Here is a 22857-nt window from a genome sequence, read left to right as displayed (position 1 = left end):
TACACCGAAGGTGCCCGCATCGTTGCCGGCCTGGACCGCAGCGGCGTCTCGGGCTCGCCGGCACGCAGCGTCGACCCGTACACCGATGGCGCACGTGTCGGCAAGGCTGACCCGTACACCGACGGCGCATTCGCCTGAGGCAAGCGTCTGAAATACGGCCGGCAAGTTGCCGGCCCCCTGTAATCACCGGGCTGCCAGCGTGCGGCCCGATTCATGGAGTCGATCATGCGTTGGCTTGACACTGCGCTGATCCTGGGTGGATGGGTAGGGCTTTGCCTGGTAAGCGGGTCCCTCATCACCCTTGTCGCACGCGCGCTGCCGGCCTGAGCCGGGTGCGGTGCAGAAAGTAGGAGTTGAAACCATGAAAACCCGGTCTGTACGTGAAGAGCTGGTCGAACATGCACTGGTGCTGATCCGCCGTCGGGGGTTCAACGGTTTCAGCTACCGCGACCTGGCCGAACTGGTCGGTGTCAAGACCTCAAGCATTCACTACTACTTCCCCTCCAAGGACGACCTGGTACTGGAAGCGGTGCGCGAATACCGCGCCCGCAAGCAGGCGCGCCTTGATGCCATCGACAGCAGCCTGCCGCCGGCCGAGCAGGCGCGTCAGTACCTGGCGCCGCTGTGCGCCGGTGCGGGCACCGACCAGGCCTGCCTGGTCGGCATGCTGGCGGCTGATGTGCTGATGCTGCCGGAATCCGTGCGCGGCGTGATGCGCGACTTTGTCCGCCTCAACGAGCAATGGCTCGCGCGGCTGTTCGAGCGCGCGGCCGTGCAGCGGCAGACGCCTTACCCCGCATCGCCGCAGCAGCTGGCGCAGGTGGTGTTCGGCGCGTTGCAGAATGGCCTGACCAGTGCGCGGTTGTTCGGCACCACCGACCGGCTCGATGCCGCGGCGGCCATGCTGTCGAGCCTGATGCCGGCGGAGCAGGCGCTAGCCGTTGCCTGACGGGATCCTTGATACGGCCCCGCACAACCACTGCGGATCGTCGTGGGGCAGGTCGTGGCCGGCCCAGTGGTGCGTCAGCACCGGTGCGTTCCAGGCCTGTCCGATTTTTGCGGAACAGGCCGGGTCGACCAGCCGGTCGGATGCCGAGGCGATCAGCAGCACCGGGCAGCCTGGCGCCCTTGCGGGCGCGCGATAGCGTGCCGCCGCCACCAGTTGCGCCAGCGCCGCGCTGCGGCTGACCGGCGCATCGGCAGCGATCGCCTGCCAGGCCGCGATGTCGGCCGCGAGCGTGTCCGCGCGCGCGCAGGTGATGGCGTGGATGGTGCGCTCGCAATAGGCGCGGTCGTGCCAGCGCTGCGCCACGCGCAGCAGCTTGCCCCAGTTGCGCGGACGCAGACGCTGCATCGGCGTGCAGAAGGGCCGCATGCTGGTATTGACCAGCACCAGCGCCGCCACTTCGTCCGGATAGCTGCTGGCCCACTCGGTGGCGACCATCGCGCCCAGCGATATGGCCAGCACGCGGTACGGTCCGCGCGCTCCGGCCGCCGACAGCTGCCGGCGCACCGCGCTGACCATGTCGCGCACGCACCAGGGGGCGGGTTGTACCGACAGCGCGCCGTTGCCCGGCAGATCAGGCAGCAGTGGCCGGCCCAGCCCGGCCGCTTCCCATTGCGCGGGCAGGTTGCCCCAATGACGCGTCTCGCGCGTCAGTCCCCGCAGGAATACCCATCGGCTCATGCCATCCTCAACAGTTCACGGCAACGTTTCTGTCTGCCAGTGCGCGCGCGCCTGCTGCAGCAGCGCCTCGCGCTGCGGCCCGCGCGGCAGCCAGCGCTCCGGCGCAACCGCGACGCGCCCGAGGAAATCGAACAGGCTCACATGGCGGCGCAGCACGCGCGCGGTGCGGTGCGCCTTGATCGGATTGAAGATACCTTCGCGCGAGAACAGCTGGCGCGGGTTCTTCTTGATCCACAGCCACGAGCCCAGCTCCAGCGTCATCGGCAGGAACAGGCTGCCCGCCGGCGTGAGGTCATATGCATAGTCCCACAGGTCGCCATGCAGCAGGTACTGGTGGCTTTGCGGCTCGAAGGTGTAGCCGTGGTGCGGGTGCGCCTGCTCGAACAGGGTCTTGAGCAGGTACATCTCGGGCAGGTGCGCCATCGGCCGGCGCGTGCGCGCGTACGGGAACCAGATGCTGTCGCGCCAGCCGTAGCCGGAGTGGCAGTCCACCGCAAAGCTGAGCGGACGCGGCAGCAGTTCTTCCTGCACCACGCGCAGCAGCGCGCGGCTCTCCAGCTCCATCGGCGCGCCTTCCGGGCCGCGATACCAGGGCAGCCAGGCGCCAAGGCGCTGCCCGCCGGCCAGGAACGGCACGCGCGCGTCGGCGTCCTGCGGGCCGTTGCGCATCAGGTCGACGCCGTTCGGATTGGCCCGGGTGCCGGCCCACATGCCGCCGGGATTGACGATCGGCATGAACACCAGCCGCACGGCCTGCAGTTCGCGATGCAGCAGTTCGTCCCACGCCAGCCGGCCGAGCACAGAGCGCAGGTAGTCCAGCACCAGTTGCGTGCCGATCCGCTCCAGCCCGTGGATGCCACCGAAGATGCCGATGGCCGGCGCCAGCGGGTCGCGGCTGCCGAGGGTAGCCACATGCACGCCGAAGCGGTGTCCCTGCACCGCGGCTTCGCACACCACGCGGCAGTCGAGCACGTGGCTGGCGGCGTCGAGCAGCGCCAGCAGCTGGTCGTATTCAGGAAAGGCGTCGGCGCGCGCGGTCATGCCGCCCGCGGCTCGGCGGCGGCATCGGCCGCATCGGCTGCCGTCACGCAGGCCAGGAAGGCACCCACCAGGCGCGTGCCGCGCCGGCTCTGCAGGCAGTACAGGTATTCGTTCAGCACTGGCGCGCCGCGCGAGAACGGCACCACCCGCAGCAGCGGGTCTTGCGGCACTTCGCCCAGCGGCACCACGCTCGCGCCGAGATTCTGGCGGATCGCTTCGTAGATGGCCTCGCGGCTGCCGATCACGGTATGCCGCGGCAGCTGGAGCGCGCAGGCGGCGAGCGCGTCCTCGGTCGCCTTGCGTGTCATCGAGCCGTGCTCGCGCACCAGCAGGTGGCAGCCGCGCAGCTGGCCCAGGTCCACCTGCGGCAGGCGCGCCAGGGCATGGTCCGGGTGCACGACCAGCACCATCGGTGCCGAGGCCAGGCGGATGCGCGCAAGCCGGTCGTCTTCCACCGGATGCGACGACACGGCCGCGTCGATCCGGTACTCGAACAGTGCTTCGAGCATCTGCTGCGAATTGCCGATGTCCAGGCTCACCTCGATCGCCGGATAGCGCTGCCGGAACGCGGCCACCGCGCGCAGGATGTAGTAGGGACCCGTGGCGCCGAGTCGCAGGCTGCCGAAGCGCAGGTCGCCGGCGTTGCGCAGCAGGTAGTCGGCCTGGCCTTCGTGCTGCATCAGCTGCTCGACCACCGGCATCAGTGCCAGTCCCACGTCGCTCAGGTCGACCCGGCTGGCGCGGCGGTGAAACAGCTCGACACCATACGACTCTTCGAGCTGGCGGATGCGGCCGGTGACGGTGGGCTGGCTCACGCGCAGCTGCCGGGCCGCCATGGTGATGCTGCCCTGGCGCGCCACTTCGAAAAAGGTCATCAGCAGGTCGCCAAGCATGGTCATCCGCAGTAGTTGGGGGAGCGGACCGGACAGGTCCGGACGACCGCGCAGTCTAGCGGGGCAATATGACAATACGGCGACGCCCGCCACGGCGCGGGCCGGGCGGGCGTCGCATCGCGCAAGCGGGCCTCGGTCCGTCACGCCCCCATGGCCGGATCCGATACGCCGTCCCTGCCGGTCTCGATACGCCCGGCAAAGCGCCGCGTGAAGCCGCCCTGCGGCGCGGTCACGCTGAAGTCGTACCAGTTGCCTTGCAGTCCCACCGGCCAGTGCTGCTGCAGTTGCTTGCCGGCCGGCACCTCGAAGCTCCACGGGCCGTCATTGCGGTAGGCATTGGGCCGCACGTTGAAGGTACAGGCGGCGCTGCCGGTGTTGATCAGGTCCAGGTAGACCGCGGCGTTGGCGATGTCATAGCAGACGCGGATCTCGGGCGCGCTGGCGCCCGCGGCGCCGGCCGCGGCAACGTCGCCGCTGAAGGCGCGATGGAAGCCGTTCGGGCCCAGCACCCACAGGTCGTACTTGCCGGCGTCGCTGGCGAAGACATCCCAGCTGCCGTGCAGTTCCTTGCCCGGCTCGACCATATAGCGGCGCGGCACGCGGTCCAGGTGCAGCCGGTCATAGACGTGGAATACTGCGGCGGCCTTGCCGCTGTTGGCAAACAGCAGCCGCACCACGCGTTCGCGTGCGTCCTCCCGGGCGCTGACATGCAGCTCGTATGGCAATGCGCGCGACGGACGCGTGCCGCGCTCCTGAGGCGGCATCGGCTGGGTGCCTGCCGGGGGCAGCGGCACCTGCGGCAGCACGCCCTGCGCGGTGCGGATGGCATCGGCTTCCGCCTTGTCGCGGCTGGGCAGCGAGGGCAGCGGGTTGGCGTTGGGGCTGACGAAGTTGAAGGCCGAGGTCAGGTCCCCTGCCACCGCGCGGCGGAAGCTGCTGATATTGTCCTCCACGACGCCAAAGCGGGCCTCCAGGAAGCGCAGCACCGACGTGTGGTCGAACACCTGCGAGTTGACCCAGCCGCCGCGGCTCCAGGGCGACACCACATACATCGGCACGCGCGGGCCGGGGCCGTAGGGATGCTTGTCGACGTGGTATTCAGCCGCCAGTTCGCCGGTGGGCAGCGTGGTCGCGCCGGCCAGCGTGTCGCCGTCATAGGCGGGGGCGCACGGCGGCGGCACGTGGTCGAAGTAGCCGTCGTTCTCGTCGAAGTTGATCAGCAGTACCGTCTTGCTCCAGATCGCCGGATTGGCGGTGAGCGCGTTGAGCACCTCCTGCGTGTACCACGCGCCTTGCACCGGGCTGGACGGCCCGGGGTGCTCGGAATAGGTGGCCGGGGCAACGATCCACGACACCTGCGGCAGCGTGCCGGCGGCAACGTCGTCGCGCAGTGCCTGCAGGAAGCCGCCGTCCGGCATGGTGTTGGCCACGCCCTTGAGCAGCGGGCTGATGGCGTCGTCGGCGGTGGTGTACGGCGGATAGGGGCTGCCGTTAGGCAGGTTGCCGCGTGCGGCGTTGGCGTCGCGGTATTGCTTGAAACCCGCGAGCGGATTGTCGGTGAAGTTGTCCGGCATGTTCTGATAGACCTTCCAGCTGATGCCGGCCGCGTTCAGCCGCTCAGGGTAGGTGGTCCAGGTGTAGGGCGTGTTCGAGCCGGTGAAAGAGTCGCCGCTGTTGTCGATCACCGGGGCGCCATGCGTGCCGGCCGGATCGTTGGTACCGGTCCAGTGGAACAGCCGGTTCGTGTTGGTGCCGCCGTGGAAGCTGCAGTGGTAGGCATCGCACAGCGTAAAGGCATTGGCCAGCGCCATCTGGAAATCCAGCTCGGCCTCGGTGTAGTAGCCCATCGACTGGGTCTGCTTGTAGGTGGGCCATTTGTTCATGCGGCCCAGGTCCCAGGCGGCTTGCGCATCGGGATAGGAGTGCGGTGTGCCGCTGACGCGCTGCGCATTGCCGGCGCTGCTGTCGAGGTGGTAGGGCAGGACCGTGCGCGTGGTGCTGCCGTCGGTATAGGTCTGCTGCCAGACGTTGAGGCCGCCCGCGAGCGGGATCGTGAAGCGGTCGCCGAAGCCGCGCACGCCGCGCAGCGTGCCAAAGTAGTTGTCGAACGAGCGGTTCTCCTGCATCAGGATGACCACGTGCTCGACGTCGCGGATGGTGCCGGTGGCATTGTTGGCGGGGATCGCCAGCGCGCGGCGGATGGCCGGGGGGAATGCGGCCAGCGCGGCGGTCGCGGCGGCGCTGCCGCCCGCGAGCTTGAGGAAGTTGCGTCTGCTATGCGAATTCATTGGGTTCTGGGCCGGATGGGTTCAGGGGTGAGACGGGCGGTTGCCTGCGTCAACTCAGGGCGCGCAGCGCAGTTGCGGCGTGACGGCGGGCGGCTGGCCGGGTTCGTTGCCGCCACCGCCCGGGGCGCCGCCCGGCGTGCCGGTGGCCGGGCCGTCGCCGGAGTCGCCGCCACAGGCGGAAAGCGCCAGGCACAGCAGCAGGGCGGCCAGCGTGGAAGATCGGAGAGTCATGGTGTCGTGCTCCTGCAGGGATGGGGCCGCGCCGCGCCCCGGAGAGTTGTCGGCGCCGGGTCAGCGTTTCAGGGGTTCAGCGTGGACAGCGGCTGGCGCGCGCCAGTGATGGTTTTCAGTTCGTCGAGCGTCAGCACCCGCGTCCACATCGCCAGGTCGTTGAAGCCCATCACCCCCTTGAGCGCGCCGGGGTTGTTGCCCACGTAGTTGTGCGTGGCGTCGTCATTGACGCCCCAGCCGGTGCCGAGCCCGGCCAGCCTGGTGACATCGGTGTTGGCGATGGCCTTGTTCTCGGTCTTCTGCAGGCCCAGCACCGGGTCGATGACGTAGGCGCTGAAGCGCTTCGCGGCGGCATCGACCGACAGCGCCAGGTAGGCCCACTGGTTGGCCGATACCTTCATGCCGTTGATATCGTCGCGCTTGCCGCCGCTGCCGAGGTTGAAGCGGAGTTCGCAGTTGCCGAACAGGCCGATGGCGATCCCCGGGTTGCTGCCCGAGAAGTAGTTCTTGTTAGCCAGTACCGGTGCACCAGTGCCGTTGCCCTGCGTGCAGTCGGTGCGGAACCAGAAGCCGATGGTGAATTGCGGGCTCAGCGCGATGTCTGCGCCGTTGTGCACCAGCTTGTAGGTGTCGACATTGGAATCGACCCGCAGCGACTTGCCGGTGAAGTTGTCGTCGGCCAGCGAGCCGCCGTCGGTGCCGGCCACCCACGGGCCGAGCGTGGCGCCGCCCTTGCTGTCGGCAAACGGCTTGCTGTCCATGCTGAAGTACGTGGCCAGGCCATCGCGCAGCGTGGGCGCCAGCGTGACGGGTTTCACGTAGTGGATCTGCGCCAGGTACGACACCGGCACGTCGTTGCGTACCAGCGTGTAGTTGAAGCGGTACAGGCCGGTGGGCATGTCGAAGGCGCCGTCGGTATACTCGCGCGCGCCCGGCGCCAGCGAAGCCACCACCACGCCGTCGCGCAGCACGCGCGTGGTGCCGAAGGATTCGGTGGGGTTCTGCCAGGTCAGCGTGATGGTGTCGCCGTAGCGGCCGACACTGGCGCCGATCCCCCGCACGCCGGCAGCGGCCGCCTGCAGCGGTGCGCCGTCGAGGCGGCTGGCGGCGGGGTCGGCGGCCACGCCGGCGTGCAAGAGCATCGTCGGCACCAGATCCGCCTCGGTCGGCAGCGCCGACAGTTCCGCGGCGGTGACGGGCGCGGTGGCGCCAGGCCGGGCCAGTGCGGCATTCAGCGTCTTGTTGGTGGCGAGGAATGCGGTGCGGTTCTCCACGCTCGGCGCCGTGGTGGTGGCGCCGGTGGCATCGAGCCCGTGGCTGGTGGTGGCCAGCACCAGCCAGTCTTCGCCCGGCTGCGCCTGGCGGCGCGCGGCGACGGCGGCCAGCAGTTCACCCAGCGCCGTGTCGGTGTCGACGAGGGCGCGCGCATAGGCGCCGCCGCCGAACCCGCCGGTTTCCGCCGCGGCGGCCGGGGCGCTGTACTGGGCAAATACCACGCCGTAACCGGATTGCAGCTGGCGCAGCGCGTTCTGCGTGACGCAGCTGTCCACGCCGGCACAGTCAACCAGCGTATCGAGCGCGCCGGATTCCTGTTCGGCCCTGAGCAGGGCCGGCAACACCATCGAGCTGGTCACGGCGCCTTGCTGCAGGCCGGGCTTGCCAGCGTCGCGCAGATGGCGGAAGACGGTGGGCGCCTGCAGCGGCGTGCTGCCGGTGTCGTCGCCGACGCCGTGGCGGTTGGCCCAGGTGCCAGTCAACACCGTGGCCCAGCTGGGCGCGTCCAGCGTCGGCTGCGCGGTGACGGTGCCTGGCATGCCGCCGGTCGCGGCTGGCACCACGTTCAGCTGCGCCAGGTTGGGCAGCTCGCGCCGCAGGATCGCGCCCTGGACCTGCGCATAGGTGGCGCCGTCGATGCCTACCAGCAGCACGCGCGGGCCGCCCTGGCCGGCGGGCGCCGGCGCCGTGGCCTCGGTGTCCGCCGGCGCGGGCCCACTGGCTGCGGAGTCATCGCCGCCGCAAGCCGAAAGTGTCGCGGCCATTGCCGCCGCCAGGGCGGTCAGCGCCGAGCTGGCCCGCGCGCGCCCGTTGCAGTGTGCGCCACGCGCTGCATGGTTCCCTCCCATCTGTCATTCCCCTGTCTGTCTGCGTTGTTCTGCGCCGGCGGCCGGTGCCGCGTGACGGATTGCGCTTCCCGCAATGCGCTCGCAGAGTAAAAACAGGGGTTGTCACCGTGGTGACAGAGGGGGAAAGAATGCTGATGCCGCTATTCAGATTCTTGCGGGTATTGCAGACAAAGGGGCTTCAGCTGCCGGCCGAGGCGCCACCCTGTACGTCGAGCCGGCGCATCGTGCCGCCCATCGCCGCATGGCCGAAGGCGGCCGCAGCACGGTCCACGCGCATTGCAGGCCCAGCCCGGCCGGCATGGCCGCACCGCCCAGCTGGCCGAAATAGATGCGCGCCGGAATAAAGCGACAGATGTCACCACGGATGGACCATCGTCGCTAGGGTGTCTCTCTGAATCGCCTCGCGAGCTTATGCAAACGCTCATCGTCCTCTGGTGTCCTATGGCTTGCCGTGAGTTTCCACCATGCTACGTAGAGGCCATAGGCAAGCCATGCGTCCCGGATATTGTTGCCGCGACCGCTTTCCGACTGACTGAGGATAAGGCGAATCGATTTCTCGGTAGTTGTCGTAATTTCGTCGTAACACTTTCGAAGGTTCGAACTCGGGTCGGTCGAAGCGGCAGACTCGACCAGGCTCGCCGCAGTGTGAAGGGAATGGCACATGGTCGCTTCCAATAACGCCGCCATGATTAACGGCCCGGCCGCGCCTGACTATCGGCTCGCGGTTGGCAATGGAGCTGACGCCGTCGCTGCCTGCGGTGTCGCCTCGGGGCATCGACGCAGGTCGCTGAGTGTCTGCAATTGACGCGCCCGATTGTCGGCGCTTTCCATCGCGCTGCTCTTCTCGATCATGTTCCCAATGCCGAAGTCTCCCAGGAATGACAGAATTGAACGGCCACTGAACTCGCTCTCCTTCTCGACGGCCTGGGTAAAGCCATTTACCTTTGCCTGCTCAAGCTGAATCTCACGACAGGACATCGTCTGCCGCTCGAAGTCCGTCACCGTCCCGACCCGCCCGTAGTTCTTTGTCGCGCAGCCCTGAATCGCCAACAGGCCAAGACCAATCGCCAGAATCGACCGATGCATGAGGAACCCCCTTTTGTTGTGCTGTCAGATTAGTTCCTGCCGGGTTCGCGCAATATCGAGCAGAAGTATGTTTCAGGCGTGAACATGCCTGAAGTCGCACCTGGTTTGGCCAGCGGCGCCTGGAGGTATTGTTGAGGCCGCGCCGGGGCATGCGGAACTGGACACCAGGCCACGTGAGACTCGCGGGATGGGGCCGACGCGGTCCGCGCATCATTCGGTCATATGGCGCCCGCTACAAGCGATTTGTCGGCGCGCATGGCGCGCGCCCATGTCGAACGCGAGCTCGGACCAGGCCTGCTGGCGACGGCGCGGGCGCTGCAGGAACGCCTGGCATCGCGCGGATAGTTCCCCGGGAACGGGCTCCCTGGCCCGCCCCTGCCTCAATCCCCAATGGATCGTAGCGCGGTTGGTCTCAGGTCCATTTCAGGTCATGCAGGCGGAAGGGCATCGAGCGCAAGCCGCTTTCCGGTAGCCTGGAAGATGGCATTGCCACTGCGGGCGGCTCGCCGATACGCAGCATCGACCGCTGCGCGGCACGCCAATTCCGGTTTCCTGCACACCTCAGCTGCGGAATCCCACGCTCTGCATGATCATCCGCAGCGCCCATGCCGCCACCCCCAGCGCCGCCACGCTGGCGAGCCAGATCAGCACCAGCCACCCCAGCCGGCGCAGCCATGTCGACGCGGCCATCAGTGATAGCCCTCGCCGTGGCGGACCTTGCCGCGGAACACGTAGTAGGCCCACACCGTGTACATCAGGATGAAGGGGATGATGAACAGCGCTCCGACCAGCGCAAAGCCCTGGCTCTGCGGCGGCCCTGCGGCATCCCAGATCGAGATCCCGGGCGGGATGATATTGGGCCAGACGCTGATCGCCAGCCCGCTGTAGCCGAGGAACACCAGCCCGAGTGCGTACAGGAACGGCGCCATGTTCGGCTCGCGCCGAAGCGCGCGCATCAGCATCAGCATGCACAGCACCACCAGGATCGGCACCGGCGCGAACCAGAACAGGTTCGGCAGGCTGAACCAGCGCTCGGCGATCTCCGGATGCGTCAGCGGCGTCCACAGGCTGATCACCGCGATCACCGCCAGCAGCAGCCACGCCAGCGCCCCGGTCAGCCTGATCATGCGCTGCTGCAGGTCGCCTTCGGTCTTCATGATCAGCCAGGTGCTGCCCAGCACGGTGTACGCCACCACCAGCCCGACGCCGCAGAACAGCGGGAAGGGCGCCAGCCAGTCGAGCGGGCCGCCGGCAAAACGGTGGCCTTCCATCCTGATGCCGTCGATATAGGCGCCCAGCGCCACGCCCTGGAAGAAGCTGGCGGTGGCGGAGCCCAGGATAAAGGACGCGTCCCACACCGGGCGCTCGCGGTCGTTGGCCTTGAAGCGGAACTCGAACGCCACGCCGCGGAAGATCAGTCCGAGCAGCATCAGCATCAGCGGCAGGTACAGCGCGCTCAGCACGACCGAGTACGCCAGCGGGAACGCCGCCAGCAGCCCGGCGCCGCCCAGCACCAGCCAGGTTTCATTGCCGTCCCAGACCGGCGCCACCGTGTTCATCATCACGTCGCGGTCATGGCGGTCGGGGATGAACGGAAAGAGCATGCCGATGCCCAGGTCAAAGCCGTCCATCACCACGTACATCATCACGCCAAAGAAGATGATGACGATCCAGAGAAGGGAGAGATCGATGCCCATGGTGTCAGCTCCGGGTGCGCGCGGCGGGGTTGGGGGCAAGGACTTCGTCGTCGTCCACGGCGGAGAGCGGGCGGGCCGGCGTATGCTCGCGTCCCGGGCCGCCCTCCGGCCTTGGCGCTTCCAGCACCGGCCCCTTGCGCACCAGCCGCATCATGTAGGCGATGCCGACGCCGAACACAAAGAAGTACGCGATCACGAAGATCCCCAGCGTCAGCGCCAGCTCGGGCACGCCGTGCGGCGAGACCGCGTCGGCGGTGCGCTGCAGGCCATAGACCACCCACGGCTGGCGGCCGACTTCGGTCGTGTACCAGCCCGCCAGGATCGCGATCACACCGGCCGGGCCCATCCACAGCGCCATATGCAGGAAGGCGCGGGCGCGGTACAGCCGTTCGCCCCGGCGCAGCAGCAGGCTCCAGGCGCCCAGCGCGATCATCAGCAGCCCCAGGCCAACCATCACGCGGAAGGACCAGAACAGGATGGTGGAATTGGGCCGGTCCTCCGGGGCGAATTCCTTCAGCCCCTGGATTTGCCCGTCCCAGGTGTGCGTCAGGATCAGGCTGCCCAGGCGCGGCACTTCCACCGCAAAGCGGGTTTCCTCGCGCTGCATGTCGGGCCAGCCGAACAGCAGCAGCGGCAGCCCTTCGTTGCCGTGGTTCTCCCAGTGGCCTTCCAGCGCGGCGATCTTGGCGGGCTGGTGCTTGAGCGTGTTCAGGCCGTGCAGGTCGCCGATCACGGCCTGGATCGGCGCGACGATCAGCAGCATCCACATCGCCATCGACAGCATCTTGCGGATGGCCTGGTTGTCGCGGCCGCGCAGCAGGTGCCACGCGGCCGAGGCGCCGACGAACAGCGCCGTGGCCAGGAACGCCGCCACGCTCATATGCAGCAGGCGGTAGGGGAAGGACGGGTTGAAGATGACCGCGAACCAGTCGGTCGGGACCACGCGGCCGTCGATGATCTCGAAGCCCGCCGGCGTTTGCATCCAGCTGTTCGACGCCAGGATCCACGTGGCGGAAATCAGCGTGCCCAGCGCCACCATCACGGTGGCGAAGAAATGCAGCCCGGGCCCGACGCGGTTCCACCCGAACAGCATCACGCCGAGGAAGCCCGCCTCCAGGAAGAAGGCAGTCAGCACTTCATAGGTCAGCAACGGCCCGGTGATGCTGCCGGCGAACTCGGAGAAGAAGCTCCAGTTGGTGCCGAACTGGTAGGCCATCACCAGCCCGGAGACGACCCCCATGCCGAAGTTGACGGCGAAGATCTTGGACCAGAAGTGATAGAGGTCGCGGTAATGCGGGCGCTTCGTGCGCAGCCAGCAGCCTTCCAGCACCGCCAGGTAGGCGGCCAGGCCGATGGTGATCGCGGGAAAGACGATGTGGAAGGAAACCGTAAAGGCAAACTGGATGCGGGCGAGGTCGAGCGCGGTCAAACCAAACATAGTTGTTCTCCGTGGCGCTGGCCTGGCGCACGCCTGCGGGACGGGCGCGGCACTGCGGGGGGGCAGGCCGGCCGGCCGGCGGGGCGCGCCGGGGGCGCGGGCCGTAGGCGCGTGCGGTAAGCGTAGTGTACGCGGCGTGCAGCGCGATGGGCAGCAGGCCCGGCGGGTGACATTTCGCCGCAGCGGGGGCGCGGGCACAGCATGGGCCGACTGCCGGAGTTCATCCTACCCATCGGCGCTCGGCAATAACAGCATCACATCCTGGCAAAAACACCGTATCAGTTTTGCGCGGTGCAGCAGGCGCCGCTGCTGACATGCGCGGCAAAGGCGTGCATAGTCACGCGCTTGCCCTGATGCCTTGTCTGGCGCCCACAGCGGTGGCGCGCGTCTTGTCTCCATGGATTCCAGCTTGCTGATCGTGATCACCGGCGCCGCCGTCGCCGGGTTTGTCCAGGGCCTGTCCGGCTTTGCCTTCGGCATGGTGGCGATGTCGTTCTGGGCCTGGGCTATCGAGCCCCGGCTGGCGGCGGCGATGACGGTGTTCGGCGCGCTCACCGGCCAGTTGCTGGCTGCGGCATCGGTGCGGCGCGGTTTGTCGTGGCGGCGGCTGTGGCCGTTCGTGGCCGGCGGCGTGGCCGGCATTCCACTGGGCGTGGCGGTCCTGCCGATGCTCGATGCGCTGTGGTTCAAGGTGGTGCTGGGCGGCTTCCTGACGCTGTGGTGCCCGGTGATGCTAGTGGTGGGCCAGTTGCCGCGCATCGGCGTGGGCGGCCGCGTGGCGGATGGCGTAGCCGGCGCGGCCGGGGGCGTGATGGGCGGCATCGGCGGCTTCACCGGCGTGATCCCGACGCTGTGGTGCACGCTGCGCGGCTTCGACAAGGATGAGCAGCGCGCGGTGATCCAGAATTTCAACCTCGCCACGCTGGCGATGACGATGGCAGCCTACGTCGGCAAGGGCATCGTCACGCGCGAGATGCTGCCGATGTTCCTGGTGGTGGCGCCCGCCATGCTGGTGCCGACGCTGCTCGGCACGCGCTTGTACCTGGGCATCAGCGAGGCCACCTTCCGCAAGGTAGTGCTGACGCTGCTGACGGCGTCCGGCGTGGCCTTGCTGTGGACTTCAGTGCCGGCGCTGCTGGCGCGCGGCTAGGCGCCTTCCGCCGCGGCCTGGCGCAGGCAGGCCAGCATCTGCTCCGCGCTGAGCGACGGCGCGCGTTCGCGCAGCGTGATGATGCCCAGCGGCGGCAGGTCCACCGGCACATCCATCGACAGCACCTGCAGCTTGCCTTCTGCCTGCATCGCACGCGCCACCGATTGCGCCATGAACCCCGCCGCGCCGCGCTGGCCGACGAAGGTCGCCAGCGCCAGGTAGGACGACGTCTCGATCACGTCCTGCGGCGGATGCAGCCCGTAGCGGTAGAACGCCTGCTCGATCTTCACCCGCAGCGATGCCCACGGCGGCGGCAGCACGCACGGCATTGCCGCCAGGTCGGCCCAGCCGGGGCGGGTCTTGCGCGCGAGCTTGTGGCCGCGCCTGACCACCACCACCATGGGCTCTTCGAACAAGGCCTCGGTCACCAGGTCCGGCGCCGCATAGCCTGGCTCCAGCCGGCCGACGATCAGGTCCAGTTCGCGCAGGCGCAGCTTGGGCAGCAGGTGCGTCAGGTCGCCTTCCTCCACCAGCACGGTGGCACGCGCATGGCGGTCCTTGAGCAGCCCCACGGCGCGCGCCAGCAGCACAGGCAGGGCAGCGCCCATGGAGCCCACCTGCACGCGCCCCGACGCGCCGCTCTGCACAGCCGCGATCTCGTCGCGGGTCTGCTCGTACTGCGCCAGCACCGAGCGCGCGAAACGCACCAGCGATTCGCCCGCGGGCGTGGGCTCGGTGCCGCGCGTCGAGCGCGTGAACAGCGTCAGCCCCAGCATCTTCTCGACTTCGGTCAGCACGCGTGACACCGCGGGCTGGCTCACCGACAGGAATTCCGCGGTACGCCCGAGGTGGCGGAATTCATCCAGCGCCACCAGCAATTGCAGATGGCGCAGCTTGATGTTGGAGCGCAGCGCGCGATCGATCTTGACCATGGCGGCAGTCTACCTAACGGAAACGTTATGAAGCAATGCCAGTTTTTGATTGGATTGTTATGTTCGGCGGCGACAGAATGCCTGGCATGACGACGCCGGGCCCGCACCGGTCGCCCATAATCAAAACACGGAGACACCCGCAAATGACCCAAGGACTCCCCATCGACCTGAAGCGCCGCAACCTGCTCATCGGCGCTGCCGCCGGCGTTGCTGCCGGTGCTGCCGGCGTGCTGCTGCCGGGCTCGCGTGCGCTGGCCTCCGCGTATCCCGAGCGTCCCATCACCTTTATCTGCCCGTGGCCGGTCGGCGGCACGGCGGACCAGTCGATGCGCGCGCTGTGCCAGGTGGCCGGCGGCATTCTCAAGCAGTCGATCGTGGTGGAGAACCGCGCCGGCGCTTCCGGCATGATCGGCACCAAGGCGCTGGCGCGCGCCACGCCGGACGGCTACACCATCGGCCAGATCCCGATCTCGGTCACGCGCTTTGCCCAGCTCGGCATGCTGCCGCTGGACCCGCGCACCGAGCTGACCTACCTGGCGCGCACGTCGGGCCAGACCTTCGGCATCGCCGTGCCGAGCAGCTCGCGCTACAAGACGTTGCAGGACGTGGTCGCGGCGGCCAAGGCGGACCCCGGCAAGATCACCTATGCGCACGCCGGCATCGGCGGCGCGACCCATGTCGGCATGGAGCAGTTTGCGCTGGCCGCGGGCGTGCAGTTCAACGCGATCGCCTACAAGGGCGGTGCCGCCGCGCTGCAGGACGTGCTGGCGGGGCAGGTGGAACTGCTGGCCGATTCCAGCTCGTGGGCGCCGCATGTGGAAGCCGGCAAGCTGCGCCTGCTGGCGACCTGGGGCGAGCAGCGCGCCTCGCGCTTCAAGGACACGCCCACGCTGAAGGAGCTCGGCTACAACGTGGTGGTGGAAGCGCCCAACGGCATCGGCGCGCCCAAGGGCCTGCCGCCCGCGGTGGAGAAGACGCTGCGCGAGGCGTTCCGTGCCGCGGTGGCGAGCAATGAATTCAAGCAGGTCGCGGCACGGCTCGATGCGCCGCTGATGTACCTGGACGGCCCCGACTACAAGAAGTACGTGGCCAGCGTCTATGCGCAGGAAACCGACCTGATCAAGCGCCTGAAGCTCAAGGAACTGCTGCAGCAAAGCTGAACGCAGTCGCATCGGGCGCAGTCGCACTATCTGTCGCAACACCTGTCGCCCCACCAGCCGTCCAACCAAGCGAATCACAAGTGAAGCCCAATCCCGTCATCCGCCTGCACGCCAACGACAACGTGCTGGTCGCCCGGCATGAACTGTCGCTGGGCCAGCAGCTTGCCGAACCCGCGGTGCGCGTGCGCGCGCAGGTGCCGGCCGGCCACAAGATCGCGGCGTGCGCCATTGCGGCGGGCACGCCGGTGCGCAAGTTCGATACCGTGATTGGCGTGGCCGCGCGCGATATCGTGCCCGGCGAGCACGTGCATTCGCACAACCTGACGCTGGTCGATTTCTATCGCGACCCGGCGTTCTGCCAGGACGTGCGTCCGGTCGACTACGTGCCCGAGGCGCAGCGCGCCACGTTCAACGGCTTCGTGCGTGCGGATGGCCGCGTCGGCACGCGCAATTTCATCGGCATCCTGTCTTCGGTCAATTGCTCGTCGACGGTGATCCGGCAGATTGCCGCGCATTTCCCCGCGGAACGGCTGGCGGCTTATCCCAATGTCGATGGCGTGGTGGCATTTGCGCAGACCAGCGGCTGCGGCATGTCGTCGCCGAGCGAGCATTTCGACGTGCTGCGGCGCACGCTGGCTGGCTATGCGCGCCATCCCAACCTGGCTGGCGTGCTGATCGTCGGGCTGGGCTGCGAGCGCAACCAGGTCGCATCGCTGGTCGAATCGCAAGGCCTCGAGCCCGGACCCGCGGTGCATACGCTGGTGATGCAGGACACCGGCGGCACGCGCGCCACCATCGCGGCGGGCATCCGCGCGGTCGAGGCGATGCTCCCCGCGGCCAATGCCGCGGTGCGCCAGCGAGTGCCGGCCAGCCATCTCAAGATCGGCCTGGAGTGCGGCGGCTCGGACGGCTTCTCGGGGATCAGCGCCAACCCGGCGCTGGGCGCGGCCATGGACCTGCTGGTGCGGCATGGCGGCACTGCCATCCTGTCGGAGACGCCGGAGATCCACGGCGTCGAATTCATGCTGACGCGCCGCGCCATCTCGCCGGAAGTCGGGCAGAAGCTGCTCGACCGGCTGGCCTGGTGGGAGCGCTACACCGCCGGCCAGAACGCGCAATTCAACGGCGTGGTCGGCCACGGCAACCAGCAGGGCGGCCTGGCCAATATCTTCGAGAAATCGCTGGGCTCGGCGATGAAGGGCGGCACCACGCCGCTGCAGGCGGTGTACGAGTATGCCGAGCCGATCGACCAGGCCGGCTTTGTCTTCATGGACTCGCCCGGCTATGACCCCGTCGCCGTGACCGGCCAGATTGCCAGCGGCGCCAACCTGATCTGCTTCACCACCGGCCGCGGCTCGATGTTCGGCTCCAAGCCCGCCCCGACGATCAAGCTCGCATCCAACTCCGCCATGTACCAGCGGCTGGAAGAGGACATGGACATCAACTGCGGACTCGTGCTCGACGGCGAACTGACCGTGCCCGAGATGGGCGAACGCATCTTCCGGCATATCTTGCGCGCCGCTTCCGGCGAGCCGACCAAGAGCGAGATGCTGGGCCTGGGCGACAACGAGTTCGTACCCTGGCACCTCGGCATCGTCAGCTGATTGCCGGCTGTTTCCCCATTTATTTCTCGACTTCCGATGGCCCTGAATCTTGCCGAGCCCGCGCTGCTGCGCACCCAGAACCTGATTGACGACCAATGGCGCGATGCCGGCCTCGGCGCTCGCCTGTCCGTGTCCGATCCCGCCACCGGCGAGGCCTTTGCCAGCGTGCCCGACAGCGATGCCGGCGATGCGCGCCTGGCGGTGGACGCAGCCGCCGCCGCATTCCCGGCATGGAGTCGCCGCACCGCGCGCGAGCGTGCGCAGCTGATCAAGCGCTGGCACGCACTGATCCTGCAACACCAGGAAGACCTGGCGCGCATCATCTCCACCGAACAAGGCAAGCCCCTCAAGGAAGCACGCGGCGAGGTGCAGTACGGCGCTTCCTACGTCGAATGGTTCGCCGAGGAAGCGACCCGCATCTGCGGCGACATCGTCGCGGAAGCAGTGCCCGGCCGCAAACTGCTGGTCCTCAAGGAGCCGGTAGGCGTGGTCGCCGGGATCACGCCGTGGAATTTCCCGCTGGCGATGATTGCGCGCAAGATCGCCCCCGCGCTGGCCGCCGGCTGCACCGTGGTGGCCAAGCCCGCCGAAGACACGCCGCTGACGGCGCTGGCGCTGGCATGGCTGGCACAGCAGGCCGGCATTCCGGCGGGCGTGCTCAACATGGTCACCGCATCGCGCGAACATACGCCTGGCGTGGTCGATGCCTGGCTGCTCGACAGCCGCGTGCGCAAGATCACCTTCACCGGCTCCACGCCGGTGGGCAAGCACCTGGCGCGCGAATCCGCCGCCACGCTGAAGAAGCTGTCGCTGGAATTGGGCGGCAATGCACCGTTCATCGTGTTCGAAGACGCCGACCTGGATGCCGCGGTCGACGGCCTGATGGCGTCCAAGTTCCGCAACGGCGGTCAGACCTGCGTCTGCCCGAACCGTGTCTATGTCCATGAGGCGGTCCACGACGACTTTGTCGAGCGGCTGGCGCAACGCGTCGGCGCGCTTCATGTCGGCCCCGCGACGGAAGAGGCCGCGCAGATCGGCCCGATGATCAATGCGCGCGCCGTCGACAAGATCGCCCGCCACGTCGAAGACGCCGTCGCCCGTGGCGCGCGCGTGGTCACCGGCGGCAAGCGCGTACGCACGGAAGATGGTCCGCACTACTACGCCCCGACTGTGCTGGTCGATGCCACGCCGGCGATGGAGCTGTCGTGCGAAGAGACCTTCGGCCCGGTTGCGCCGATCTTCCGTTTCCGCGACGAAGCGGAGGTCATCCGCGACGCCAACGACACGCCGTTCGGGCTGGCCGCGTACTTCTATTCCAACGATACCCGCCGCATCTGGCGCGTGGCGCAGGCACTGGAAACCGGCATGGTCGGCATCAACGAAGGCGCGATCGCCGCCGAGGCGGCGCCGTTCGGCGGCGTCAAGGAATCCGGCTACGGCCGCGAAGGCTCGCGCCACGGCCTGGACGACTACATGCACACCAAGTACCTTTGCCAGGGCCAGCTCGGCTGAAGCGCCGGGCTATCGCTCAATCGCCAGGCAATCGCCAGATCGAACAGGAATAATCCACATGCCCGCAGACAATCCCTTCAAGACCGCGCTGGCCGCGCGCCAGCCGCAAATCGGCCTGTGGCTGTCGATGGCCGCGCCGTACCTGGCCGAAGTCTCGGCCACCGCCGGCTTCGACTGGCTGCTGATCGACGGCGAGCACGCGCCCAACGACCTGCAGACCACCTTGCAGGCGTTGCAAGCGGTCGGCGCCTACCCGTCGCAGCCGGTGGTGCGCGCCGTGTCCGGCGACGTGGCCCTGATCAAGCAACTGCTCGATATCGGCGCCAGGACGCTGCTGGTGCCGATGGTCGACACCGCCGAGCAGGCGCGCGCGCTGGTCGGCGCCACGCGCTACCCGCCGCAAGGCATCCGCGGCGTGGGCAGCGCGGTGGCGCGAGCCTCGCGCTGGAGTTCGCGCACCGATTACCTCGACGTGGCCGATGACGAGGTCTGCCTGCTGGTGCAGGCCGAGACCGTCACCGCGCTGCAGAACCTGGAAGCCATCTGTGCGGTGGACGGCGTCGACGGCGTCTTTATCGGTCCCGCCGACCTGGCCGCATCGATGGGCCATCGCGGCCGCCCCGGCCATCCCGAAGTGCAGGCAGCGATCGAGGGCGCAATGCGCGCCATCATCGCCAGCGGCAAGGCCGCCGGCACGCTGACCTCCGATCCCGCGCTGGCGCGTCGCTACCTCGAACTCGGCTGCACCTTCGTGGCCACCGGCGTCGACGTGCTGGTCTATGCCAACGCCGCGCGCAAGCTGGCGGCATCGTTCCGCGAGCAGAATACGGCCGAGGCTGACGCTGCCGCCGACAAGCCTTCTGCCGCGTACTGACCCGCTGATCCGTTCCAGGACAAACCATGCAAGCCGTTCCCAAGACCCAGGAATCCACGCTGCGCGCGATGGAAGCCATCGTCGGCGCCAACGCCTGCCGCACCGGCGAAGCCGACACCCAGGCCTATGTCACCGACTACCGCGGCATCTACCGCGGCCAGGCGCAGGTGGTGGTGCTGCCGTCGTCGACCGAACAGGTCAGCCAGGTGCTGCAGTGGTGCCATGCCAACCGCGTGCCGGTGGTGCCGCAGGGCGGCAACACCTCGCTGATGGGCGGCGCCGTGCCCGACGACAGCGGCACCGCGGTAGTCGTCAACCTGAGTCGCATGAACCGCGTGCTGGAGGTCGACACCATCAACGACACCATGACCGTGCAGGCCGGCGTCACGCTGAGCGCCGCGCGCGGCGCCGCTGAAGCGGAAGGGCGCCTGTTCCCGCTGCGCATCGGCTCCGAAGGCTCGTGCCAGATCGGCGGCAACCTGTCGACCAATGCCGGCGGCACCGCAGTGCTGCGCTACGGCAACATGCGCGACCTCGTGCTCGGCATCGAAGCGGTGCTGCCTGACGGTCGCATCTTTTCGTCGCTGCGTGGCCTGCGCAAGGACAACACCGGCTACGACCTCAAGCAACTGTTTATCGGCGCCGAAGGCACGCTCGGCATCATCACCGGCGCCGTGCTCAAGTTGATGCCGCAGCCGCGCAGCACCGCCGTGGCCCTGGTCGCGGTCAAGGGCCCGGCCGCCGCGGTGGCGCTGCTCGGCGAAGCCAAGCGGCTCTCCGGCCAGGCCGTCAGCGCCTTCGAGCTGATCTCGCGGCCCGCGCTGGAACTGGTGCTGGAATACCTCGGCAACGTCGCCGCGCCGCTGCAGGACCGCCATGACTGGATGGTGCTGGTCGAACTGACCTCCGGCACCGACGCCGAAAGCCTCAACGCCACGCTGATGGAAATCCTGGAGTCCGGCTTCGGCCAGGGACTGGTGCTGGATGCCGCCGTCGCCGCCAGCCTGTCCGACGTCCAGACCTTCTGGCGCATCCGCGAAGAGATCTCCGACGCGCAGACGCGCACCGGCGGCAGCATCAAGTGCGATGTCTCGGTGCCGCTGTCGCGCATCGCGGCGTTTGTCGAAGAGGCTTCGGCCGGGGTGCTGGCGCTGGTGCCAGACGCGCGCATGGTGATCTACGGGCACATGGGCGACGGCAACGTCCACTTCAACCCGCTGCGGCCCCGGGATCAGGCTGCAAAGGATTTCCTGGCGCAGTGGTACGAGCCGGTGTCGACACTGGTGGATGGCCTGGCTTATGCCGGCAACGGCTCGGTGTCGGCCGAGCATGGGATCGGCGTGGCCAAGCGGGACGACCTGGTGCGGTACAAGTCGCAGGTCGAGCTGGAACTGATGTGGCAGGTGAAGCGGGCGCTGGATCCGATGAACCTGCTGAATCCGGGGAAGGTGCTGCCGGCGCCCTGAACCATCACTATTGGCAGATTCTGGCGATCACCGGCCGCAACGGCCGGGGAGGGCGCACAACCGCCGTGGCAAGAATCTGCCGTCTCGGCTAAGGTGAGGGGTATCCAGAACGCCGGAACAGGCGCATGCCGGTCTCCGGCACACGCCCGGCCCCCGCCGAGACCAATATGAGCGCCCCCGCCAACGATACCGCCCCCGCCCTCACTCCGCTCAAGAAGCCCGAACTCGACTACCCCTGTGGCGACGCGCCCGAACCAGGCCGCGCCAGCGAGATCGTCCCCGGCGTGTTCTGGCTGCGCATGCCGATGCCGCTTGGCCTGAACCATATCAACCTGTGGGCCATCCGCGACGGTGCAGGCTGGGCCGCGGTCGACTCCGGCTTGCAGACGCCGGAAACGGCGCAGGCCTGGCGCACGCTGTTCGGCAAGGACGGCGCGCTTTCCGACGGCCTGACACGGCTCTTCGTCACCCACATGCATCCCGACCATATCGGCATGGCCGGCTGGCTCCGGCGCAAGTTTGGCTGCCAGCTGTGGATGACCCGGATGGAATACCTGATGTGCCGCGTGCTGGCCGCCGATACCGGACGCGCCGCGCCCGACGACGCCATCGAGTTCTACCGCCGCGCCGGCTGGGACGACGACGCCATCGAGGTCTACCGGACCCGCTTCGGCGGCTTCGGCAAATTCGTCCACGCCTTGCCGGAAAGCTTCAGACGGCTGGACGACGGCGCCACCATCCGCGTTGGCGACCACGACTGGAAGGTCGTCGTCGGCACCGGCCATTCGCCGGAGCATGCCTGCCTCTATTGCCCCTCATTGAAGCTGCTTGTCTCCGGCGACCAGGTCCTGCCCAAGATCTCGTCCAATGTGTCGGTGTTTCCGACCGAACCCGACGCCGATCCCATGGAAGACTGGCTGTCGTCGCTGGACAAGGTCAAGGCGGCCGTGCCGGACGACGTGCTGGTTCTGCCGGCCCACAACGAGCCGTTCCGCGGGTTGCATGCCCGCATCGACTATCTGCGGGCAAGCCAGATGCAGGCGCTGGACCGGCTGCGAGGGGCACTGGCGGAGCCGAAGCGGGCAGTGGATGTGTTCGGCGAGCTGTTCTCACGGCCGATCACGGGGGCGGGCGGCCTGCTGGGGATGGCGACGGGGGAGAGCATCGCGCATCTGAACTACCTGCTGCATCGTGGGGAAGCGGTGCGGGAGCTGGCGGCGGATGGATGCTATTGGTATCGGTTGGGGTAGCTGGCGACGGGGCGGGAGGCTTGTTGTGCCCCGATGGTGTTGCTGACTTACAACGACCATCGGCCCTCGCTGAGCACGCGATTGTCTACTGGATGGCGGCAAATGTTTGCCGCCTTTTTTGTGCGCCCAGCATGGGCGCACTCTTGTGGGTGCAAGTCCCACCGTAAGTTGATCACAGCGAACGAAGCGAAGCGCAACTGCGAAAGGGCGACCGATCGTGGGGAGGAAGCGTGGAGCGAAGCTGCGAGCCGAGGGACACGAACCGGATAGAAGGCGGTGCCGACCAGGACGAGCGGGCAAAAAGCCGCGAAGTTCTCGTGATCAAGGGGAGGCGGCGTAAATCCGGCGGCTGCGCAGCGAAGGAGTGCGTTCTTACCTGGGGAGATCTCGCCTCATGCCTGAAAGGGCAACGGCGTCGAGCCGGA

19 protein-coding genes and 1 pseudogene are annotated in these 22857 nt (G+C 68.1%); 9 read left to right on the top strand and 11 right to left on the bottom strand.

From position 1 onward, the window contains the following. Window positions 1–138, top strand: a pseudogene (locus tag K309_RS43740) (copper resistance protein CopQ); the annotation flags it as partial. A 223-nt stretch (window positions 139–361) separates the two neighbouring features. Next, entirely contained in the window at window positions 362–949 is a 588-nt protein-coding gene (locus tag K309_RS0135290) for a TetR/AcrR family transcriptional regulator (protein WP_029050524.1), read from the top strand. Here K309_RS0135290 and K309_RS0135285 read toward each other — a convergent pair. From K309_RS0135285 to K309_RS0135230, 10 genes are all read right to left on the bottom strand, one after another. Then, window positions 935–1687 carry an alpha/beta fold hydrolase gene (locus K309_RS0135285; protein ID WP_029050523.1) on the bottom strand — a complete coding sequence of 251 codons (753 nt, stop codon included), beginning with the start codon at window positions 1685–1687 and terminating at the stop codon, window positions 935–937. The genes K309_RS0135290 and K309_RS0135285 overlap by 15 nt on opposite strands. A gap of 15 nt (window positions 1688–1702) precedes the next feature. After that, entirely contained in the window at window positions 1703–2728 is a 1026-nt protein-coding gene (locus tag K309_RS0135280) for a M14 family zinc carboxypeptidase (protein ID WP_029050522.1), read from the bottom strand. After that, window positions 2725–3621 (bottom strand): LysR substrate-binding domain-containing protein, encoded by an 897-nt coding sequence (locus K309_RS0135275; RefSeq protein WP_029050521.1) that lies wholly within the window; start codon window positions 3619–3621, stop codon window positions 2725–2727. The genes K309_RS0135280 and K309_RS0135275 overlap by 4 nt, the downstream gene beginning before the upstream one ends. 140 nt (window positions 3622–3761) lie before the next feature. Further along, window positions 3762–5909, bottom strand: coding sequence for a phosphocholine-specific phospholipase C (locus tag K309_RS0135270; RefSeq protein ID WP_029050520.1), 2148 nt, complete (start codon window positions 5907–5909; stop codon window positions 3762–3764). Window positions 5910–5963: 54 nt separating this feature from the next. Continuing rightward, window positions 5964–6140 (bottom strand): hypothetical protein, encoded by a 177-nt coding sequence (locus tag K309_RS42765; protein WP_198030921.1) that lies wholly within the window; start codon window positions 6138–6140, stop codon window positions 5964–5966. A gap of 68 nt (window positions 6141–6208) precedes the next feature. Continuing rightward, the gene (locus K309_RS0135260) at window positions 6209–8263 is read right to left on the bottom strand and encodes a LamG-like jellyroll fold domain-containing protein (protein ID WP_029050519.1); all 2055 of its coding nucleotides are present in this window, start codon (window positions 8261–8263) and stop codon (window positions 6209–6211) included. A gap of 711 nt (window positions 8264–8974) precedes the next feature. Then, the gene (locus tag K309_RS39020; RefSeq protein ID WP_035878992.1) at window positions 8975–9349 is read right to left on the bottom strand and encodes a hypothetical protein; all 375 of its coding nucleotides are present in this window, start codon (window positions 9347–9349) and stop codon (window positions 8975–8977) included. 561 nt (window positions 9350–9910) lie between these two features. Next, on the bottom strand, window positions 9911–10039 hold the full coding sequence (locus K309_RS41440; protein ID WP_084402730.1) for a DUF2474 domain-containing protein: 129 nt from the start codon (window positions 10037–10039) through the stop codon (window positions 9911–9913). Beyond that, entirely contained in the window at window positions 10039–11046 is a 1008-nt protein-coding gene (cydB, locus tag K309_RS0135235) for a cytochrome d ubiquinol oxidase subunit II (RefSeq protein WP_029050518.1), read from the bottom strand. The genes K309_RS41440 and cydB overlap by 1 nt, the downstream gene beginning before the upstream one ends. Before the next feature lie 4 nt (window positions 11047–11050). Next, complete coding sequence (locus K309_RS0135230; protein WP_029050517.1) at window positions 11051–12484, bottom strand: cytochrome ubiquinol oxidase subunit I; 1434 nt, start codon at window positions 12482–12484, stop codon at window positions 11051–11053. 397 nt (window positions 12485–12881) lie between these two features. Here K309_RS0135230 and K309_RS0135225 point away from each other — a divergent pair, with 397 nt between their 5' ends. Beyond that, window positions 12882–13634, top strand: coding sequence for a sulfite exporter TauE/SafE family protein (locus K309_RS0135225; protein WP_029050516.1), 753 nt, complete (start codon window positions 12882–12884; stop codon window positions 13632–13634). On the opposite strand, the gene K309_RS0135220 is transcribed toward K309_RS0135225, so the two are convergent. Beyond that, window positions 13631–14566 carry a LysR substrate-binding domain-containing protein gene (locus K309_RS0135220; RefSeq protein WP_029050515.1) on the bottom strand — a complete coding sequence of 312 codons (936 nt, stop codon included), beginning with the start codon at window positions 14564–14566 and terminating at the stop codon, window positions 13631–13633. The two genes, K309_RS0135225 and K309_RS0135220, sit on opposite strands and share 4 nt — an antisense overlap. Before the next feature lie 143 nt (window positions 14567–14709). Here K309_RS0135220 and K309_RS0135215 point away from each other — a divergent pair, with 143 nt between their 5' ends. The 6 genes from K309_RS0135215 (at window position 14710) to K309_RS0135190 (ending at window position 22432) form a co-directional block, all read left to right on the top strand. Continuing rightward, on the top strand, window positions 14710–15726 hold the full coding sequence (locus K309_RS0135215; RefSeq protein ID WP_029050514.1) for a tripartite tricarboxylate transporter substrate binding protein: 1017 nt from the start codon (window positions 14710–14712) through the stop codon (window positions 15724–15726). Window positions 15727–15806: 80 nt separating this feature from the next. Next, window positions 15807–17330 carry a UxaA family hydrolase gene (locus K309_RS0135210; RefSeq protein WP_029050513.1) on the top strand — a complete coding sequence of 508 codons (1524 nt, stop codon included), beginning with the start codon at window positions 15807–15809 and terminating at the stop codon, window positions 17328–17330. A 36-nt stretch (window positions 17331–17366) separates the two neighbouring features. Next, a complete protein-coding gene (locus K309_RS0135205; protein WP_029050512.1) occupies window positions 17367–18842 on the top strand; it encodes an NAD-dependent succinate-semialdehyde dehydrogenase in 1476 nt (491 codons plus the stop codon). Between the two features lie 58 nt (window positions 18843–18900). After that, window positions 18901–19716, top strand: a complete 816-nt coding sequence (hpaI, locus tag K309_RS0135200) for a 4-hydroxy-2-oxoheptanedioate aldolase (protein ID WP_029050511.1) — start codon at window positions 18901–18903, stop codon at window positions 19714–19716. A gap of 68 nt (window positions 19717–19784) precedes the next feature. Then, on the top strand, window positions 19785–21182 hold the full coding sequence (locus K309_RS0135195; protein ID WP_156914562.1) for an FAD-binding oxidoreductase: 1398 nt from the start codon (window positions 19785–19787) through the stop codon (window positions 21180–21182). 167 nt (window positions 21183–21349) lie between these two features. Continuing rightward, complete coding sequence (locus tag K309_RS0135190; RefSeq protein ID WP_029050509.1) at window positions 21350–22432, top strand: MBL fold metallo-hydrolase; 1083 nt, start codon at window positions 21350–21352, stop codon at window positions 22430–22432. Window positions 22433–22857 lie beyond the last annotated feature (425 nt).

The sequence above is a fragment of the Cupriavidus phytohabitans genome (assembly GCF_000426345.1).
Taxonomy (GTDB): Bacteria; Pseudomonadota; Gammaproteobacteria; order Burkholderiales; family Burkholderiaceae; genus Cupriavidus.
This window is presented reverse-complemented; position numbering and strand designations above follow the sequence as displayed.

Coding starts and splice junctions, on each gene's coding strand:
- K309_RS0135290 (WP_029050524.1), top strand. CDS start 362: ATGAAAACCCGGTCTGTACGTGAAGAGCTGGTCGAACATGCACTGGTG.
- K309_RS0135285 (WP_029050523.1), bottom strand. CDS start 1,687: ATGAGCCGATGGGTATTCCTGCGGGGACTGACGCGCGAGACGCGTCAT.
- K309_RS0135280 (WP_029050522.1), bottom strand. CDS start 2,728: ATGACCGCGCGCGCCGACGCCTTTCCTGAATACGACCAGCTGCTGGCG.
- K309_RS0135275 (WP_029050521.1), bottom strand. CDS start 3,621: ATGCTTGGCGACCTGCTGATGACCTTTTTCGAAGTGGCGCGCCAGGGC.
- K309_RS0135270 (WP_029050520.1), bottom strand. CDS start 5,909: ATGAATTCGCATAGCAGACGCAACTTCCTCAAGCTCGCGGGCGGCAGC.
- K309_RS42765 (WP_198030921.1), bottom strand. CDS start 6,140: ATGACTCTCCGATCTTCCACGCTGGCCGCCCTGCTGCTGTGCCTGGCG.
- K309_RS0135260 (WP_029050519.1), bottom strand. CDS start 8,263: ATGGGAGGGAACCATGCAGCGCGTGGCGCACACTGCAACGGGCGCGCG.
- K309_RS39020 (WP_035878992.1), bottom strand. CDS start 9,349: ATGCATCGGTCGATTCTGGCGATTGGTCTTGGCCTGTTGGCGATTCAG.
- K309_RS41440 (WP_084402730.1), bottom strand. CDS start 10,039: ATGGCCGCGTCGACATGGCTGCGCCGGCTGGGGTGGCTGGTGCTGATC.
- cydB (WP_029050518.1), bottom strand. CDS start 11,046: ATGGGCATCGATCTCTCCCTTCTCTGGATCGTCATCATCTTCTTTGGC.
- K309_RS0135230 (WP_029050517.1), bottom strand. CDS start 12,484: ATGTTTGGTTTGACCGCGCTCGACCTCGCCCGCATCCAGTTTGCCTTT.
- K309_RS0135225 (WP_029050516.1), top strand. CDS start 12,882: ATGGATTCCAGCTTGCTGATCGTGATCACCGGCGCCGCCGTCGCCGGG.
- K309_RS0135220 (WP_029050515.1), bottom strand. CDS start 14,566: ATGGTCAAGATCGATCGCGCGCTGCGCTCCAACATCAAGCTGCGCCAT.
- K309_RS0135215 (WP_029050514.1), top strand. CDS start 14,710: ATGACCCAAGGACTCCCCATCGACCTGAAGCGCCGCAACCTGCTCATC.
- K309_RS0135205 (WP_029050512.1), top strand. CDS start 17,367: ATGGCCCTGAATCTTGCCGAGCCCGCGCTGCTGCGCACCCAGAACCTG.
- hpaI (WP_029050511.1), top strand. CDS start 18,901: ATGCCCGCAGACAATCCCTTCAAGACCGCGCTGGCCGCGCGCCAGCCG.
- K309_RS0135195 (WP_156914562.1), top strand. CDS start 19,785: ATGGAAGCCATCGTCGGCGCCAACGCCTGCCGCACCGGCGAAGCCGAC.
- K309_RS0135190 (WP_029050509.1), top strand. CDS start 21,350: ATGAGCGCCCCCGCCAACGATACCGCCCCCGCCCTCACTCCGCTCAAG.